The sequence below is a fragment of the Glycomyces artemisiae genome (assembly GCF_003002955.1).
Classification (GTDB): domain Bacteria; phylum Actinomycetota; class Actinomycetes; order Mycobacteriales; family Micromonosporaceae; genus Glycomyces; species Glycomyces artemisiae.
Genome location: NZ_PVTJ01000016.1, coordinates 1 through 17,342, shown reverse-complemented (window position 1 = coordinate 17,342; position 17,342 = coordinate 1). Strand labels below are relative to the sequence as shown.

Below are 17,342 nucleotides of genomic sequence, written 5' to 3'. Positions count from 1 at the left end.
CCACCGCCGCCCCGCAGGCCATGCGGTCCCGACCGTTCAGAGGATTCGCACGCGACCGTGAACGGCTACATTGTGTCTCTGTTTCGCGACGCGACGGGAGATCCGATGTACGCGGTCATCGATGTGGAGACCACCGGCCTGTTCAACAAGGACCGGATCGTCGAGATCGCCGTGGCGCAGCTCGACCGGCACGGCACTGTCACCGCGACCTGGGAGACGCTGGTCAACCCCCAGCGCGACCTCGGACCCCAGGAGCTGCACGGTATCCGCGCCGCCGACGTGCGGAAAGCCCCGACGTTCGACCAGATCGCCGGGGACGTCGCCGGACTCCTCGAAGGCCGCGTCCCGGTCGCGCACAACCTCGCCTTCGACAGCCGCCTGCTCGCGCACGAGTACCTGCGGCTGGGCTGCGAGATCCCGAACCTCGGCCACTTCGGCGTCTGCACCATGCAGTGGGCGGACTACTTCCTCCCCGACGCCGGCCGCAGCCTCGCCGACTGCTGCCTCGCCGCGGGCATCCCCAACGACCGCCCGCACGAAGCCATGTCCGATGTCCTCGCCACAGCGGAACTCCTCACGCTGTACCTCAACAGCATGGGGACGGTGCCTCTCTGGGACGACCGCGCCGCGGGACTCGGCGAGGCCCGGTGGCCCCCGATCCCCAGGCGGGCGACAGAACCGGTCCGCCGCGGCATCGGCGCGTCCGACGGCGGCGCGTTCCTCGCCAGGCTCGTCGACCATATTCCGCGCGTCCCCGACCCGCCGCAGGCGGACATGTACCTCGCCCTGCTCGACCGCGCACTCGTCGACCGGCACATCTCCGCGACCGAGGCGGACTCGCTCGTCGCGCTGGCGTCCGGACTCGGCATCGGGCGCGCGGCCGCGATCGAGCTGCACCGCGGCTACCTGCTGTCGCTCGCGACCGCCGCGCTAGAGGACGGGTTTCTCTCCGACGCCGAACGCGACGACCTGAACCGGGTCGCCGCGCTTCTGTCCCTTCCTGCCGATGACGTCGATGCGGCGCTCCGCGTGGCCGAGAAGGGAACGGCTCCCCTTCTCCAGCAGACGGAATTCCGCCTCAAGCGCGGCGACACTGCCGTCCTCACCGGCGCGTTCGCCGAATCGAAGTCGTTCTGGGCCAAGCGCTTGGAGGCCGCCGGTCTCACCGTCGCCCCGAACGTCACCAAGAAGACCGCCCTCGTCGTGGCCGCCGACCCTGACTCGATGTCCGGGAAGGCGTCCAAAGCGAGGCAGTATGGCATCCCGGTGGTCGGCGTCGACTCGCTCGACACGGTGCTGGCGCGGGTCGCTACCGGCGCCACTCAGGGTTCCGGCCGGTGAGGGCTATGAGGCGGTCCTGCGGGGTGGCGTCGGGGGCGGGGTCGACGGGCGGGGCGTAGATGCCGTCGCGGGCCTCCTGGTCGTCGGCGTCCTGGGCGACGAAGGTGGTGAGGATTTCGATGGTGGCCGGGTCGAGGTCGTAGGGCTGGTCCGTGGCCTTGGCGAGGTCCCAGCCGTGGATCGCGACCTCGTTGAGGCCCACGAGGCCCATGATCGCGGCGGGGAACGTGACGCCCCCGGCGGTCGCGTCGCCCTCCCAAGCGGCAGGCTCGGCCCAGGCCGCGGCCAGCGTGTCGAGCTGCTCCGCCAGCCGGGCGCGCCATTCCGCGGGCGGCGTCGGCGCGGGCGTTTCGGGCGGGGCGTCGTTGTACGGCCCGCGCTCGCCGCGGGCCGCGGCCGTGAAGGCCAGCGTCAGGCCGAGGAAGTGGTTGACGACCTGGCCCACCCGGTACTCCCCGCAGGGCGTGGACGCCGCCAACTGCTCGTCGTCCACGCCCGCAAGGAGGCCGGCCACCAGGTCGGTCACGGTCTTGAAATCGGCATCGGGTCCGGTCATGTGCGCTCGCTCCTCAGTTCGCTCGGTCTGCACCGGTAGTGACGACGGAGCGCGCTCCGATTCATCGGTGCCTACAGGCTCGCGGCCGCGTAGGCGTCCATGCCCGCGCGGAGGTAGGTCGCGAGGCCCTCGGCGACGGCGTCGTAGGTGGCGGCGAACGCCGGGTCGTCGGTGTAGAGCGCCGCCAGACCGGAGTACGCCTCGGCAGTGGGGGCCGTGCCCCAGAGCTTGGCGATGAACGCGTAGTGGTCGGCGACGACGGCCTGGACGGCGGCCGAGTCGGCGGGTTCGCCGGCCTCCTTGAGCGCGGCGAGGCGGCGGTGGAGTTCGTCGAACTTGGCGGGGATCGCGCGGCGTTCCGCTTCGGGCATCGCCCTGACGGCGGTGTCGCTCGCGTCGACGGCCGCGTCGCCCCAGCGGCGGCGCGCCTCGGCCTCGTATTCGGCCTGCTTGCCGGCGTCGAGGCCGTCGAACCAGGTCTCGGGTGTCATGGTCTGGTCTCCTTCGAGTTGGCGGATGGTGGCGGCGACCGTGTCGGCCAGGCGGTCGAGGCGCTCGCGCTCCTCGTCGAGCTGCTCGGCATGGCGCTTGAGCGCGTCCGCTTCGGGGAGCGCCCCGTCGACGATCTCGGCGATCACGTCGAGGCGCAGTCCGAGACGCTTGAGCAGCAGGATCCGCTGGAGCCGCAGCAGTTCGGCCTCGCCGTAGCGGCGTAGGCCGCCGTGGCCGGTCGCCACCGGTTCGAGGATGCCGATCGCGTCGTAGTGGCGCAGCGTCCGCGAGGTCACGCCCGTGAGGCGGGTGACCTCGGTCGTGGTCCATGTGCGCATGTCGGCCTCCTTCGGAATCGAAGGTACGGCTTGACGTTACGTCAACCGCAAGCCGAGAAACCGGAGACGGCCGACACACGTCCCGCTTCAGATCCGCAGGTCCGGCTCCCGCCGCAGGTACTCGCCCGGCGTCGTCCCGAACGACGCCCGGAACGCCCCGATGAACGCGCTCGGGCTCGCGTACCCGCACGCCCCCGCGATCCGTGTGACCTGCTGCCCGCTCGCGAGGAGCACCAGCGCGTGGTGGAGCCGGAACTGGCCCCGCCACTGCGCGAACGTCATCCCCGCCTCCTCCCGGAACAGGCGGCTCAGCGTCCGCTCCGACGCCCCCACCGCCGCGCCCAGCTGCGCGAGCGTGCGCCGGTCCGCCGGGTCCTCCTCCAGCAGCGCCACGACCTCCCGCAGCCGCGGGTCCTCCAGCGCGGGCAGGAACCGCTGCGGCGCTTCGACACTGCGCAGCAAATCCAGGACGACGCGGGCGAGCCGGCTCCGCACGTCGGGCGCCATCGCGGCGTCGTCGGTCAGCGCCGTCACCGCCTCCCGCAGCAGCGGCGTGAACGCCAGGACCGTGGGCCGCTGCGGGAACGGACCCTCACCATCCACATCGAACAGGATCGCCCGCATCTCCGTCGCCCCGAACGCCCGGTGCGAATGCGCGGTGCCCGCGGGCATCCACGCGCCCTGCGACGGCGGCACCACCCACACCCCGGCCGCCGTGAACACCCGCAGCACCCCGCGTCTCGGATAAATCAGCTGGTGGCCGGTGTGCCGGTGCCAGTCGATGCGCTCCTGGTGCGAGAGCATCCGGATCGGCGAACTCGGAATCACCTGACCGTCTGTCGACATAATTCGGCAGAATACCGTTAGCCGGAGCCCCAGCGGCCTCGGAATCCTTGATCCGAACGGACAAGGAGCACCGACATGACCCAGACCACGCCTTCAGGTCCCCTTCAGGTACCCGCGGCTACCGTGGCCGGACCGCCGGACGACGGCGCACCGCACCAGACCGCGGACGCACCGCCGCCGCAACCGCCATCGGGCAGAGAGGAGGCGCCTCAGGAACACCGAGCCAGGGACGCACCGGCTTCGCCATTGCGCCGCATGTGGCTGTGGGGCACCGCCCACGCGGTCGACGACATGTACCAGGGGCTCGTCCCCGCGGTCGTGCCGTACTTCGTCCTCGACCGCGGCTACGGGTACGTCGCCGCCACCGGGCTCACGCTCGCCGCTGCGCTCGGCAGCTCGATCCCGCAGCCGTTCATCGGCCTCGCCGTAGACCGGCGACGCCTGGACTGGTTCGCCCCCGCCGGGGTCGCACTCGCCGGGATCGGCCTCGGGCTGGCCGGCATCGCCGGGCCCTACCCGCTGGTGCTCGCACTGATCTTCCTGTCCGGCCTGGGGGTCGCCATGTTCCACCCGGCCGCCGGGAAGGGCGCACGCGAGACCGCCGGGGACAGCGCCGCCGCGATGAGCGTCTTCGCCGCGGGCGGCAGCGTCGGGTTCTTCCTGGCGCCCGTGCTCGCGACACCGGCGCTCATGGCGATGGGCGTGGGCGCGACCGCGCTGTTCATCCCGCCCGCGGTGCTCATCGCGTTCGTGATGCTGCGCAAGCACACCCGCGCGGCCGTAAGCGCGGCCGAACCGCGGGAAGGCGCCGACCGGTGGGGGCCGTTCGCGGTCCTCACGGGGATCGAGGTGGTGCGCTCACTGCTGTGGGTCGGGATCATCACGTTCATCGAGCTGTACTGGATCCGCCACCTCGGCTCCGGCCACGCCGTCGCCGGGATCGCGCTGGCCGGGTTCATGCTCGGAAGCGTCATCGGGACGCTGCTGGGCGGGCGGCTGGCCGACCGGTTCGGGGCCGTGCGCACCACCAGGATCGGCGGGGTGCTCATCATCCCGCTGCTGATCGTGCTGCGCGTCGTGCCCGACCAGTACGCCGCGCTTGGGGTGGCGCTGGCCGTGGGGATCGCGATCAACATCCCGTTCGCGGTGCTCGTGAAGCTCGCGCAGGACTACCTGCCGACCCGGCCGGGGACCGCCGCCGGGGTGACGCTGGGGCTGGCGATGAGCGTCGGCGGCCTGTTCGCGCCCGCGTACGGCCTGATCGCCGAGGCGCGCGGGCCCGAAGGGGTGTTCACCGTGCTGTGCGTCGTGCCGGTTGCCGCGGTGGTGCTCGGGCTGTTCTTGAAGCGGCCCTGATCGCAATCCGAGTCGGGGGCGTGGCGGGTGTGAACGGGCGATCCGGTTCGGCCGCAGTCTGTCCCGCGCCCGCACGGAATAGCCCGCGCTTCGGACTCTGACCTGGGTCAGCGGCCTTCGGCGAGCGCCGCGAACGCCTCGGCCTCTTGGGCCATGTAGCGGCGGGCCTTGCCGGAGAACAGGACCCGCGCGACCCAGGCGCCGGGGCCCGACCAGGTGATGCCGAGGGCGAGCCGCGTGCGGCCCTCACCGTCGGCGCGCGCCTCGTGCACCGCCTCGGTCCGCACGCCTCCCGACGACGCGACCCACGTGAACCCTTCGCCGGGCCGCCAGTCGGTGACCTTGTAGACGGCGGTCGCCAGGCCCGGCTGGGCCACGCGGAACCGGGCGCCGACGGCGATCGGGCCGGGGTCGCCGAGGCGTTCGACGCCGCTGACCGTGGGCAGGAGCTCGGCCCAGCGGTCGAGCTCGCTCATGACGGCCCACACTTCGGCAGGGGCCGTGCGGATCTCACGTTCGACCAGGATCATCTCCACATCGTAGAGTCCGATCGAAGGAAGTCAATCCCCGCTGAGATTCCGCCCGGCCCCGGCCCGATGCTCGGATCGAAGGAAGCCGGTGCGCGCCGCGGCTCGTTACTCCAGTTCGAACGCGGCGCGCTCGTCGTGGAGCCACTGCGCGAAGGTGCGCGCGGGACGGCCGAGGACGCGTTCGACGTTGTTGTTCACCGTCGCCGGGGTGTCGCCGAGGTTCGCCGCGACGCCCAGCAGCGAGTCGAACATCGCCTCCGGGAACCACTCGGGCCGTCCGGCGAGCGCCTGCTCCCGCGTGAGCTCCTCGACCTCCACCGGCCGTCCGAGCTCAGCGGCGATGGCGGCCACGACTTCGCGCTGCGACAGCGACTCGGGGCCGGTGATGACGAGGCTGCGCCCGCGGAACTGCGTGCGGGTCAGCAGGTCGGCGGCGACTTCGGCGACGTCGCCGAGGTGGATCGGATTGATCCGCCACTCGGGGAACGCGATCGAGACCCGCCCGGCGCGGACCTGCGCGGCCCAGTCGCGGAAGACGTTGCTGCCCAGCCAGGACGGGTAGAGCACGGTGTGCGCGAGGCCCGATTCCCGCACGGCGGCCTCGGCGGCCTGGTGCGCGGCGCCGATCGGCCCGGCGTGCTCGACCGGGTCGTACGCGGCGGGGGAGGAGAGCAGGACCGCGTGCTCGACCCCGGCTTTGACGGCGGCTTCGAGGAAGTCGCCGAGGTCGCCGCGCGTCGGATACAGGAAGACGGTGCGCACGCCGTCGAGCGCGGCCGCCGCACCGGACGGGTCGGTGAGGTCGAGTGCGACCGCTTCGGCCCCTTCGGGAACCGCGAGGCCGGTGAGGTCGCGGGCGGAGGCCCTGACGGCGTGTCCGGTTGCGGCGAGGGCCTTCGCGACGCGCGAGCCGATGTTGCCGCGCGCGCCGGTCACGAGGATCGGGCCGTCGAGGTTGGTCATGGGTGTCGCTCCTGGTTTCGGGCATGCGAACGCCGGGCGCAGGGCGCGCCCGCGCGTACCATGCGGGTGGAACACTTTTGCTTTCAAAGCAAAAGTGGAATCTCTTTGCTTTGAAGTCAAAGGTAATACATCTTTGCTTTGAAAGCAAAGATAATTTGGTGATGAGGGAGATTTGGGGGTGCGACCGTGGCCGCTCGCTGGGGCGTCGACGACGCGATCCGGGAACTGCTGCTTCTCATGCCGCGTATGGTCGGACGCGCGAAACGGCTGCCGGTGCCGGAGAAGGTGCGCTCGCTCGACCTGAGCCCGCGCCACCTCTCGTTGCTCGCGCTGCTGCTCTTCGACGGGGCCGCGACGGTGAACGACCTGGCCGCCCGGCTCGAAGTCGCGCCCACGACCGTGAGTCTGATGGTGGGGGAGCTCAGCCGGAAGGGCGTGCTCGAACGCCGCGAGGACGACGCCGACCGCCGTCGGCGGATCGTCTCGATCTCCGACGAGATGCGCCCGGACATCGAGGCGTGGCTCGCAGGGAGCGCCGCCGCCTGGCGGAAGGCGCTGACGCCGCTGACCGAGACGGAGCGGGTCGTGTTCGTGGAGACGCTCGTGGCATACGAGCGCGCCCTTGAGGAGTCCTACGGCGATTAGCGCTCTCGGCGGCCGATGCGCCGCGAGCCGCGTGGCCGAGGGGCGGCGCGCCTGCGAAGGGGTGCCGGCTCGACCGGCAGCGGGAAAGAGCGGTCGGACCCTGCGCAGCGGGGCGGGATGGACGGAGACGGCTTCCGACGCGTGGTCGCGGGCTGTGCGCTGCGCGCTGATCAGTGGCGGAGCGGGGCCGTTGAGTCACGTACGACCAGCGTGGTCGCGAGTTGGACGTGGTGGGAGTCGGGGACTTTGCCTGCGGCGAGGTCGATGACCGTGCGGGCCGCGACGCGGCCCATTTGGCGCAGGGGTTGTTTGACCGTGGTGAGCGGGGGCTCCATCCACATTGCGTTGTAGGTGTCGTCGAAGCCGACGACGCTGAGGTCGTCCGGGATGGCGAGGCCGTGGCGGCGGGCGCTGCGGAGGACGCCCACCGCGATGGAGTCGCTGGCGGCGAAGATCGCGGTCGGGGGGTCGTCGAGGTCGAGCATGCGGTCGGTGAGGACGGCGCCGGTGGACTCCTCGAACTTGCCCGAGCCCATGAGGGCCGGGTCGAGGTCGATGCCGGCGGATTCGAGGGCCTCGCGGTAGCCGTGGAGGCGCTCGCGGGCCGGGACGGACTGCACGGGGCCGCCCGCGAAGCCGATCCGCCTGTGGCCGAGGTCGAGCAGGTGGCGGGTGGCCTGGACGCCGCCGGCCCAGTTGGTGGCGCCGAGGCTGGTGACGCGCTCGTCGAGGGGGTTCGCGGGGTCGATGACGACCAGCGGAAGGTCGGCCTGCTCGCAGGCGGTCATCTCCTCGGCCGTGAGCTCGGCGGTGACCACGACCAGGCCCGCGGCGCCCTGCGCGGCGATCTCCTTGATGCGGTCCGCGCCCAGCGGGACCGGGTGGCCCGGGCCGCCCTCCTCAAGGGAGCTGGTGACCACCTCGACGCCGAGATCCCGTGCGCCGCTGATGATCCCGTCGAGCACGTAGACGGCGTACATGTTGAGGATCGTGTCGAACACGACGTGGATCGACTGCCCGCCGGGCGTCTCGCGCGGCCCCGTGGTCGGCACGTACCCGAGTTCGGCGATGGCCTCGCGCACCAGCCGCCGCGTCTCCTCGGCGACGCCCGGCCGGGCGTTGAGCACCTTGGAGGCCGTGGCCTTCGAGACGCCGGCGCGCGCGGCGACCTCGGACAGCGTCGCGCGCGGGCGGGCCGGATCGCTCATGTGGTGCACCTCGTCCATGTCGTGTACCGACATGATAGCCGCCCGCCGGAAACAGTTTCCGGCGACAGGAAACCGTTTCGAGATCGAGACGGCGTCCGGACCCCGCTCCCCGGACGCTACATCACACACCGTTTCTATTGCGACACAATGGACTTCACTGCTTATAATGACGCGGTCCTCCGGCGGGGCCGTCCGAACGGCGCCCCGCCGGCCCTGTCGACAACTAGGAGACCCTGTGTCCTTCAAGGAAGGCAAGTCCCTCCGCGCGCTCGGCCGCATCGCCGCCGTCGCCGCGGCCGCCGGTCTCGGCGTCGCCGGACTCGCGGCCCCGGCCTCGGCCGACATCACGATCCAGCAGTACGTGGCGCTCGGCGACTCGTACGCCTCGGGCGTCGGCGCCGGCGACTACCTCGCCGACGACGGCTGCTACCGCTCCGCCAACGCCTACGCCAGCCAGTCGGCCACCGCCCTCGGCGAGCGCCTCTGGTTCGAGGCCTGCTCGGGCGCCCGCGTCGAGGACGTCGTCGCCAACCAGCTCGGCCACCTCCGCCCGGTCAACACCGAGCACGTCACGATCGGCGTCGGCGGCAACGACGCGGGCTTCTCCTCGGTCCTCGGCGCCTGCGCCGGAACCGACACGGCCCTGTGCGAGAGCGCGATCGCCAACGCGCGCAACATCATCACCACCTCGCTCCCCGCCGAGCTCGACGACCTCTACACCCAGGTCGAGACCAAGGCCCCCGACGCCGACATCGTCGTCGTGGGCAACCCCCGCCTCTTCGCCGAGACCGCCTGCGCGGGCGCGCTCGCGATCACCCCGGCCGAGCAGGCGCTCCTGAACGACGCCGCCGACCTCCTCTCCGAGACCACCGCGGCCGTCGCGGCCGACCACGGCTTCGACTTCGCCGACCCGCGCGCCGCCTTCGACGGCCACGGCGTCTGCTCGGCCGACCCGTGGATCCTCGGCTACACCGGCAACGTCGAGTCGTTCCACCCGAACGCCGCCGGGCAGGACGCCTACACCGGCGTCGTCCTCCCGCTGCTCGACTACTAGAGCGCTGCACCGGACCGGCCCGCGGGGGACCCCCGCGGGCCGGTTCCCGTTGCGGCCCAACGCGGCCACACACATTGGACTTCGGCTCATAGAATGGCGGCACCAGCGGCGGGGGCCCCACCCGACAACCGCCGCGAGGCACCCAGAAGGAGACCAATGACCGCAACTCCCAGCAAGACCCGCGGCATCCTCGTCCGCGTCGCCGCTGTGGCCGCAGCCGCCGGCATCGGCGGCGCCGCCTTCGCCAGCCCGGCCTCGGCCGACTGGTGGACGCCGCGGTACGTCGCGCTCGGCGACTCCTACGTCTCCGGCGTCGGCGCCGGCGACTACGAGGACACCATCTGCTACCGCTCCGCGAACGCCTACCCGGTGCTCGCCGCGGAGGCGACCGGTGCGCAGCTGTCGTTCGACGCCTGCTCGGGCGCCCGCGTCGAGGACGTCGTCGCCGACCAGCTCGGCAACCTGACCTGGCGCACCAGCGAGGTCACGATCGGCGTCGGCGGCAACGATGCGGGCTTCTCCTCGGTCCTCGGCGCCTGCGCCGGAACCGACACGGCCCTGTGCGAGGCCGCGATCGCCAACGCGCAGAACATCATCACCACCTCGCTCCCGGCGGAGCTCGACGACCTGTACACCCAGGTCGAGGACCTGTCGCCGTGGGCCGACGTCACCGTCGTAGGCAACCCGCGCCTCTTCAGCGGCGCGACCTGCGCCGGCTCGCTCGCCATCACCCCGGCCGAGCAGGCCCTCCTGAACGAGACCGCCGACCTGCTCGCGGACACCACCGCGGGCGTCGCCGACGACCACGGCTTCGCGTTCGCCGACGTGCGCGACGCCTTCGTCGGCCACGAGGTCTGCACCGCCGACGCCTGGATCCTCGGGTACACCGGCAACGTCGAGTCCTTCCACGCGAACGCCGCCGGCCAGGCCGCGTACGCCGAGGTCGTGACCCCCTACCTGGAGGACTGCTAGTCGGATGGCGAAGGGCCCGTGGCGGGCCCTTCGCCGCTCGTTCTCTCCGCCGGACCGGCCTCCGGGCCGGTCCGGCCCCTCCGGGACAATCCCGGTATGCCGCGACGCTCCCGCAAGCCCGTCCGCCCCGCCAAGTGCCCGTGCGGCTCCGGCGAGACCTACGCCGCCTGCTGCGGCCGCTTCCACACCGGCGCCGCCGCGGCCCCGACCGCTGAGGCCCTGATGCGGTCCCGCTACAGCGCCTTCGCGGTCGGCGACGAGGCGTATCTGCTGCGCACCTGGCATCCCGATACGCGCCCCGACCGGCTCGACCTCGCTGCCGACGGCCGCACCTGGACCGGCCTCGACATCCTCGACACGACCGGCGGCACACCGCTCCACACCACCGGGACCGTCCGCTTCCGCGCGAGCTACACCGACGCCGACGGGCCCGGCTCCCAGACCGAGAACAGCGTCTTCGAACGGCTTGGCGGCGCCTGGTTCTACGTGGACGCCCTCGGCTTCGAGTAGGCGGTGAGTGATCTTCGGGTTTGGTGGCGCCCCCGGCTTCAAAGATGCCCGCGGGGTCCGACAGGGGATCGGGGCGCTGCTCAAATCGTCGAATAGTTGTCGATTGGTTGACAGGTGTCTAACCTCGTCGGGTGAGTTTCGACCCTCCCTCGCCCGCCAAAGACCGCCGGGTGCGACGAACGCGCGCCGCGCTGCTCGGTGCTGCCATTGCGCTGGTCAGTGAGCGCGGGACCGCGAATGTGCCGGTCTCGGACATCGCCGATGCGGCGGGTGTCAGCCGCCAGCTCGTGTACCTCCACTACGGCGACCGGGACCGGCTGCTGCTCGAAGCGGCGCTGGACCTGGTCCGGCGGGAGCTGTTCGAGCCGTGGCGGGCCGCGCCGGAGACGGCGGTGGGGCGGGCGCGGTCGCTCGCGCTGGCGCGGCATTTCGCGGCGCACAGGGGCTTCTACCGGGCGATGTTCAACTCCGCGAGCGCGTTCGCGCTGAACCGGGAGGTCAGCGGGCTGCTGTCGCCGCTGCGGAGCGAGTCGATGCGGGCGCGGTTCGGGGACGTGCTGCCGGGGCGGCTCGACCACGATCTGGCCGCGTTCATCACCGGCGGGTTCGGGGCGATGGTGTACCTGTGGGTGACCGAGGGGGAGGACCCGCTCGACCCGGAGTCGATGGCCGACCGGATCACGGCGGTCGGCGGCCTGCTCGGGGCCGCCCTGGAGCATCTCCCGGGGGCCGCGGCGCAGGCCGCCGCCGAGTAGCTACCCCTTGGCGATCTTCTCCAGGTCGGCGACGGCCTCGCTGAGCGAGACCGGGTCGAGGTCAGCGGGGAAGCGCACGGTGTCGACGACCTGGACGGCGTCGGCGTCGAAGTAGGGCCCTCCGGCGTAGCCGGGGGAGAATTCGACGCGGACGGCGCCGGAGCGGAAGCGCCGTTCGATCCCGACGGTCGTGCTGCCGTCGCGGACGGCGGCCCAGGTGCTCTTGGCGAGGCCGTGGACGGGCCCGGTGCGGGCTTTGCGGCCCTCGAAGCGGGTGAGGCGGCCGGCGGCGGCCTCGGCTTCGGTGACGGTGCGGGCGGGCCTGCCGAGCTGGTCGAAGGGTTGGAGGACTTCGTAGTCGGCGAGGTGGCGAACCCAGGTGTCGAGTGCGCCGTCGAGGAGGACCGGGTGCGCGAGCCGGATCGCGGCTCCGGCGGGGAGGTCGATCGCGTCGTCGTCGGCGTCGGCGAACGTGTCGTCCTCCGCCACCCGGAACGCCGTCCCGTCCGCCGTCCAGACCAGCCTGCGGGCCAGCGTGCCGAGGAGCGGGTGCGCGAGGAGGCGTTCCCGGAACTCGTCCAAGGTCCAGGTGCGGCCGTCGGCCATCGCCCGCTCCAGGCGCGCCGCCTGCTCGGCGACGACCGCGTTGGACCCGGTCTCGGGGACGAGGCGGTCGGCGAGCTGGTCGGTGTCGAGGCCGAGTCCGGCGGCGACGAGCTCGACCTGGTTCACGGCGGCGGCCTTGACGGCCTTCGAGCCGCGGAACCGGGTGAGGCGGTGGACGGCGCGGAGCGCGTCCTCGGATTCGATAGCGCCGAGCACTTCCAGGCCGTTGAGGGCCCGCTTGGAGTAGTTGCGGTCGGGCCAGGCGCGGATGAGCGCTTCGAGGCGTGCGACCGCGTCGGCGTCGGCGAAGCGCGCGAGCTGCGTCATCGCCCACGCGTCCTTCGCGGGCGCGTCGTTGGTCTCCCAGGCTTCGAGGACGGCCCACGAGAACGCGCTCAGGCTCGCCGTGTCGCAGTGCGCCTTGACGATGTCGAGCCCCGCATAGGGGATCGCGGGCGAGTCGAGGGCCATCGCGCCGACGAGGTGCGCGACCGCTTCGCGCGGCAGGCGTTCCCGGCCGCCGCGCAGGAGTACCGGCATGTTCAGGACCGGCTCGACCCATTCGGGGAGCTTGGGGGCCTTGCGGCCGTCGAGGTCGAGGGGGTCGACCGCGAGGATTTCGGCGACCGAAGCGGCCGTGTCCTCCCCGTAGGGGGCGACCGCGGCGAGGACGGCGGCGTCGCCGAACCTGCGGGCGGTGTCGCGGAGCACCGCTTCGGCGGCCTTCCGCTGCTTGCCCGCCCTGCCGACCGCGTCGGGGGCGAGCCAGCGCGCCGCGTCGAGGCCGTGGCGGTCGAGCCAGTCGCCGACGCTGAGGCGGGTCGAGCGCAGGCGCACGAGCCAGTCGGCGGCGATGCGGGCCGCCGCGGGTCCGGCGAGCGGCGGGAGCGCGCGGTGGCCGTTCGCGGATTTCGCCAGGGCCGCAAGGGCTTCAGCGGTGTCTTCGGTCTCGGCGAGCCGCCGCTGCACGGCGTCGGCGCTGTCGCGCCACCGGTCGCGTTCGCCGTCGCACCAGTGCAGCCCGTCCTCGCCGAGCGGCGCGACGTCAACGACGAGCTTCTTCCGCTTGGGGGCCTTGCGCTTCCACGGCGGGCTCGCCAGGAACTCGGGGAGCGCGGCGGTCTCGGGCGGGGCGTCGGCGAGGTTGACGAGTCGCTTGATCGCTTCCGCCACTTCGGGTTCGGCTGTCTCGCGGGCCGTTTCGAGTTCGGGCACGGTCGTGACGAGGTGCGCGAGGCGCGACCGCAGGGACGGTTCGGCCCGATCCGTGAGCTTCGCGATCATCCGCAGGGTGCGGCGCGGGAAGCGCGCGGCCATGTCGGGCACGTCCGGGAAGGTCCGTTCGGCGACCATGTTCGCGAGCAGGTATTCGACGGCCGCGTCGCTGGGGAGTCCGGCGAGCACGGCGTGCATCGAGGATTTCCCGACGTGTTCGTGAGTGTCGATGCTCAAGGCGCCGATGAGGAACGGTGCGGCCGCGGCGCCGAGCGCCTCCACGAGCGATGCGGCTCCGGGGGCCTGGCCGCGGTGGCTGGGGAGCCGGTGGATCTTCGCCGTCGCGAGTTCATCGGGGGAGTCGACGATCGCGGCGAGCAGGTTCTGGGAGTACCAGGTCTTCTCGTCGCGTTCGGGCCATTCGGCGAACACCTCGCGGGCCCAGTCCCGCTCGGTCGGCATGGCGTAGGCGCGGACGAGCCGCTGGTAGTGGTTGCGGCCGAACGGTTCGAAGAGTTCCCGGAAGTGCCGGTACTCCGGTTCGGGGAGCGTCGACAGCATGGTGCGCAGACTCAGCGCCTCGGGCCCGCGGGCCCAGATCTCGCCGAACGGACGCGCGGGGGCGAACTGGAGCGCGGGCCGTTCCGGGCGGTACCGCGAGGACACGAAGTTCTTCCCGGTGTCCGCGTTGACGATCCGGGTTTCGCACTGCCGCATGAGCGCGACCACCGCGAAGTCGGCGCCGTGCTCCGCGATCCAGGCGTCCATCTGCACGTAGTCCCGGGTCACCTCCCACAGGCTCAAGCAGGCGGCCGCCGTCTGGAACGCGGCCGCCGCTCCGAGCGGGTCGGGCTCGCCGCCGAGGTAGGCCCGGACGGCCGCGGCGATGGCGGGGTCGGTGACGGCGGCGTCGGCGGCGGCGAGGATCTGGTCCGCGGCGCGCTCCCTGACCTCGCGCCAGTGCCCCGGCATGGCCGCGTTCGGCTCGTACGCCCGCGCGGACGGGTACCCGCGCCGCGGCGCCGGGTCGAGTTCGAGGGAGCCCCGGTAGTCGAGCCAGGGGCGCGCGGGGTCGGGGTCTTCGTGCGGCAGCGGAACACTCATGGGGGACATTCTGGGCCGGGCGTGCTCACTCCTCCGCGAGCGGCTCCAGGACCCGGTTGTGGTGCCGGTCGAACACCATCGTCGTGTTGAACCGCGCCACCTCCGGGCGGGTCGCGAGCCGGTCGACCAGGAACGCGTGCAGCCGTTCGGAGTCCTGCACCGCGACGTGCAGCATGATGTCGCTGCCGCCGGAGACCACGAACAGCGTCACCACCTCCGGCCACGATCCGACGGTCTCCCGGAACGTCTCGTAGATCGACCGCTGGTGCCGCGCCAGCTGCACCGACACGAGCGCCTCCGCGGTGCGCCCGAGGGCCTTCAGGTCCACGTCGGCGCCGTAGCCGCGGATCACGCCGCGGCGCGTGAGCGCCCGGACCCGCTCCAGGGCCGTCGAGGGCGCCACGCCGAGGCGCCGGGCCAGTTCCCGGTTCGACAGCCGCGCATCCGACTGGAGGAGGCGCACGATCGACGCGTCAAGTTCGTCCATCCACGGATTATGCACCCGATTCCGGCCGTTCGTTCGGCGGGACCGCCGAACGGCCGACCATGCGTCTAGCGTTGGTCCACATGACCACCCGCTCCACCGGGTCCCTCGGCACCGCCCGCGGGACCGCCCTCTACCTCGGCGCCATCCTCGGCCCCGGCGTGCTCGCCCTCCCCGGCCTCGCCGCCGCCGCCGCCGGGCCCGCCGCGATCGTCGCCTGGGTCGCGCTGCTGCTCCTCTCCATTCCGGTCGCCGCGACGTTCGCCGAACTCGCCGCCCGCCGCCCCGACGCGGGCGGCGTCGCCACCTTCACCCGCGCGGCGTTCGGCGACCGCGCCGCGGCCGTCTGCGGCTGGTGGTTCTTCAGCGTCATCCCCGTCGGCGCCAGCTCCGCCGCGCTCGTCGGCGCCGCCTACATCGCCGACGCCGCCGGGCTGGGCCACGGCGCCGTCGTCGCCATCGCCGCGGTCCTCCTCGCGACCGCGTTCGCCGCCAACCACATCGGCCTGCGCCTCTCCGGCGGCGCGCAGCTCGTCCTCATGGGACTCCTCGCCGCGCTCCTCGCCGTCGCCTGCATCGCCGCGCTCCCGCACTTCGACCCCGCGAACCTCACCCCGTTCGCCCCGAACGGCATCGCGGGCATCCTCTCGGCCGCCGCGGTCCTGTTCTACGCGTTCTCCGGCTGGGAGGCCGCCAGTCACCTGTCCGGCGAGTTCCGCGACCCCGCAAGGCAGCTGCGGCGCGTCACGGCCCTCGCGCTCGCCGTCGTCGCCGCGATCTACCTGGCGCTCGCCACCGCGACCGCGGGCGTCCTCGGCTCCTCCGCGGGCGAATCGGCGACGCCGCTGACCGACCTGCTCGCGTACGCGTTCGGTCCGGCCGCGGCCCCGCTCACCGCCGTCTGCGCGGCGCTGCTGAGCCTCGGCGCGATGAACACGTTCATCGCCGGGGCCTCCCGCCTCGGCGCGGCGCTCGCCCGCGACGGCGCGATGCCCGCGCCCCTCGCGAGGGGCCACGAGCCGGGCCGCACGCCCCACCGCGCGCTGCTCCTGCTCGCGGCGTTCACCGGCACCGCGTTCGCGACGACGACCGCGTTCGGCCTGGGCCTGGACCAGCAGATGCGCGCGACCTCCGCGGTCCTCGCCGCGGTCACCGTCACCGCGTGCGCCGCCGCCGTCAAGCTCCTCCAGGGCCGCGCGCGGCAGCGCGCCGTCTTCGCGACGACCTGCACCGCCCTCATCGGCACGGCCCTCACCTGGTACCTGCTGCTGCCCTTGGGGATCGCGGCCCTCGCCCTCGGCTACCTGCACCTCAAGCGACGCCGCGCCCCGCTCCCGGACTCCGTCCCCGCCGGGGCCGCATGACTGATTTCATAGCCTTTCCCCTTTGCGCACCCCTGCACCGACCGCGCTAATCTTAAGTCAGTCAGTTGACTTAAAACGGTGGATCGAGCGAACCGCCGCCCCCGGGCCCGGCCCGGGGGAATACTGCGACACGGGCCGCCCCGCCGGGCGGCAGGGACCAAAGGGGGACTCATGGGAACGCAAGGCCGCTTCACCGGCAAGACCGTCATCGTCACCGGGGCGGGATCGGGCATCGGCCGCGCCACCGCGCTGCGCCTGGCCGCCGAGGGCGCGACGGTCGTCGCCGCCGACGTCAACCAGGAGAGCCTCGACAAGCTCGCCTCCGAGATCGAGATCCGTCCCGTCGCGGGCGACCTCACCGCCGCCGAGGTCATCGACCGGGTCGTGGCGGCTGCCGACGGCCGTATCGACGGCCTCGCCAACGTCGCGGGCATCATGGACGGCTTCCTCCCCGCGGGCGAGGTCGACGACGCCACCTGGGACCGCGTCTTCGGCGTCAACCTCACCGCCCCGCTGCGCCTCATCCGCGCCGCGCTCCCGGTCATGACCGCCTCCGGCGGCGGCGCCATCGTCAACGTCTCCTCCGAAGCGGGCATCCGCGGCTCCGCCGCGGGCGCCGCCTACACCGCCTCCAAGCACGCGGTCGTCGGCCTCACCCGCCACGTCGCCGTCGTCTACGGCAAGGACGGCATCCGCTCGAACGCCGTCGCGCCCGGCGGCGTCGCCACGAACATCGAGGCGACCCCGAAGTCCCAGCTCGGCATCGAGCGCCTCCAGCCGTACTTCGTCAACGCCGGGAACCCGGCCCAGCCCGAGCAGCTGGCCGCCGCCATCACCTGGCTCCTCAGCGACGACTCCAGCAACACCAACGGCGTCGTCCTCGCCAGCGACGGCGGCTGGAACGCCGTCTAGGTCGTGTTTACGAACTGAGGAAGCCTCCTGTTGAATCTGTTGTGCTGCAACGGATTTCAATAGGAGGCTTCTGTGTCGAGCCTATCAGGGC

17 protein-coding genes are annotated in these 17,342 nt (G+C 72.6%); 9 read left to right on the top strand and 8 right to left on the bottom strand.

What is annotated here, in order from left to right:
- The first annotated feature begins 105 nt into the window (after positions 1–105).
- Entirely contained in the window at positions 106–1,341 is a 1,236-nt protein-coding gene (locus B0I28_RS26140) for an exonuclease domain-containing protein (protein ID WP_106366814.1), read from the top strand.
- Here the strand turns inward: B0I28_RS26140 and B0I28_RS26135 are convergent.
- The 3 genes from B0I28_RS26135 to B0I28_RS26125 form a co-directional block, all read right to left on the bottom strand.
- A complete protein-coding gene (locus tag B0I28_RS26135; RefSeq protein WP_106366813.1) occupies positions 1,310–1,897 on the bottom strand; it encodes a TIGR03086 family metal-binding protein in 588 nt (195 codons plus the stop codon). The two genes, B0I28_RS26140 and B0I28_RS26135, sit on opposite strands and share 32 nt — an antisense overlap.
- A 71-nt stretch (positions 1,898–1,968) precedes the next feature.
- Positions 1,969–2,727, bottom strand: a complete 759-nt coding sequence (locus tag B0I28_RS26130) for a MerR family transcriptional regulator (RefSeq protein WP_106366812.1) — start codon at positions 2,725–2,727, stop codon at positions 1,969–1,971.
- An 87-nt stretch (positions 2,728–2,814) separates the two neighbouring features.
- Positions 2,815–3,555, bottom strand: a complete 741-nt coding sequence (locus tag B0I28_RS26125; RefSeq protein WP_219927002.1) for an AraC family transcriptional regulator — start codon at positions 3,553–3,555, stop codon at positions 2,815–2,817.
- 273 nt (positions 3,556–3,828) lie between these two features.
- Between B0I28_RS26125 and B0I28_RS26120 the strand changes: the two genes are divergently transcribed.
- On the top strand, positions 3,829–4,929 hold the full coding sequence (locus B0I28_RS26120) for an MFS transporter (RefSeq protein WP_181245985.1): 1,101 nt from the start codon (positions 3,829–3,831) through the stop codon (positions 4,927–4,929).
- 107 nt (positions 4,930–5,036) lie between these two features.
- Here B0I28_RS26120 and B0I28_RS26115 read toward each other — a convergent pair whose 3' ends face one another.
- Together B0I28_RS26115 and B0I28_RS26110 are read right to left on the bottom strand one after the other, a co-directional pair.
- On the bottom strand, positions 5,037–5,459 hold the full coding sequence (locus tag B0I28_RS26115) for an SRPBCC family protein (protein ID WP_106366809.1): 423 nt from the start codon (positions 5,457–5,459) through the stop codon (positions 5,037–5,039).
- A gap of 105 nt (positions 5,460–5,564) precedes the next feature.
- The gene (locus B0I28_RS26110) at positions 5,565–6,422 is read right to left on the bottom strand and encodes an NAD(P)H-binding protein (RefSeq protein ID WP_106366808.1); all 858 of its coding nucleotides are present in this window, start codon (positions 6,420–6,422) and stop codon (positions 5,565–5,567) included.
- Between the two features lie 237 nt (positions 6,423–6,659).
- On the opposite strand from B0I28_RS26110, the gene B0I28_RS26105 reads away from it, so the two are divergent.
- Positions 6,660–7,067 (top strand): MarR family transcriptional regulator, encoded by a 408-nt coding sequence (locus B0I28_RS26105; protein WP_106366847.1) that lies wholly within the window; start codon positions 6,660–6,662, stop codon positions 7,065–7,067.
- 170 nt (positions 7,068–7,237) lie between these two features.
- Here B0I28_RS26105 and B0I28_RS26100 read toward each other — a convergent pair whose 3' ends face one another.
- On the bottom strand, positions 7,238–8,293 hold the full coding sequence (locus B0I28_RS26100) for a LacI family DNA-binding transcriptional regulator (protein WP_245889117.1): 1,056 nt from the start codon (positions 8,291–8,293) through the stop codon (positions 7,238–7,240).
- 217 nt (positions 8,294–8,510) lie between these two features.
- On the opposite strand from B0I28_RS26100, the gene B0I28_RS26095 reads away from it, so the two are divergent.
- From B0I28_RS26095 to B0I28_RS26080, 4 genes are all read left to right on the top strand, one after another.
- Positions 8,511–9,329, top strand: coding sequence for an SGNH/GDSL hydrolase family protein (locus B0I28_RS26095; RefSeq protein ID WP_181245982.1), 819 nt, complete (start codon positions 8,511–8,513; stop codon positions 9,327–9,329).
- Between the two features lie 156 nt (positions 9,330–9,485).
- Positions 9,486–10,301 (top strand): SGNH/GDSL hydrolase family protein, encoded by an 816-nt coding sequence (locus tag B0I28_RS26090; protein WP_181245981.1) that lies wholly within the window; start codon positions 9,486–9,488, stop codon positions 10,299–10,301.
- Between the two features lie 96 nt (positions 10,302–10,397).
- Complete coding sequence (locus B0I28_RS26085) at positions 10,398–10,811, top strand: YchJ family protein (RefSeq protein ID WP_106366804.1); 414 nt, start codon at positions 10,398–10,400, stop codon at positions 10,809–10,811.
- 170 nt (positions 10,812–10,981) lie between these two features.
- Complete coding sequence (locus B0I28_RS26080; RefSeq protein ID WP_219927000.1) at positions 10,982–11,566, top strand: TetR/AcrR family transcriptional regulator; 585 nt, start codon at positions 10,982–10,984, stop codon at positions 11,564–11,566.
- Here B0I28_RS26080 and B0I28_RS26075 read toward each other — a convergent pair whose 3' ends face one another.
- Positions 11,567–14,491, bottom strand: coding sequence for a DUF4132 domain-containing protein (locus B0I28_RS26075; protein ID WP_106366802.1), 2,925 nt, complete (start codon positions 14,489–14,491; stop codon positions 11,567–11,569).
- A gap of 25 nt (positions 14,492–14,516) precedes the next feature.
- A complete protein-coding gene (locus tag B0I28_RS26070; protein ID WP_106366801.1) occupies positions 14,517–14,978 on the bottom strand; it encodes an Lrp/AsnC family transcriptional regulator in 462 nt (153 codons plus the stop codon).
- An 80-nt stretch (positions 14,979–15,058) separates the two neighbouring features.
- Between B0I28_RS26070 and B0I28_RS26065 the strand changes: the two genes are divergently transcribed.
- Positions 15,059–16,339, top strand: a complete 1,281-nt coding sequence (locus tag B0I28_RS26065) for an APC family permease (RefSeq protein WP_245889116.1) — start codon at positions 15,059–15,061, stop codon at positions 16,337–16,339.
- A gap of 171 nt (positions 16,340–16,510) precedes the next feature.
- Positions 16,511–17,251 (top strand): SDR family NAD(P)-dependent oxidoreductase, encoded by a 741-nt coding sequence (locus B0I28_RS26060; RefSeq protein ID WP_106366799.1) that lies wholly within the window; start codon positions 16,511–16,513, stop codon positions 17,249–17,251.
- Positions 17,252–17,342 lie beyond the last annotated feature (91 nt).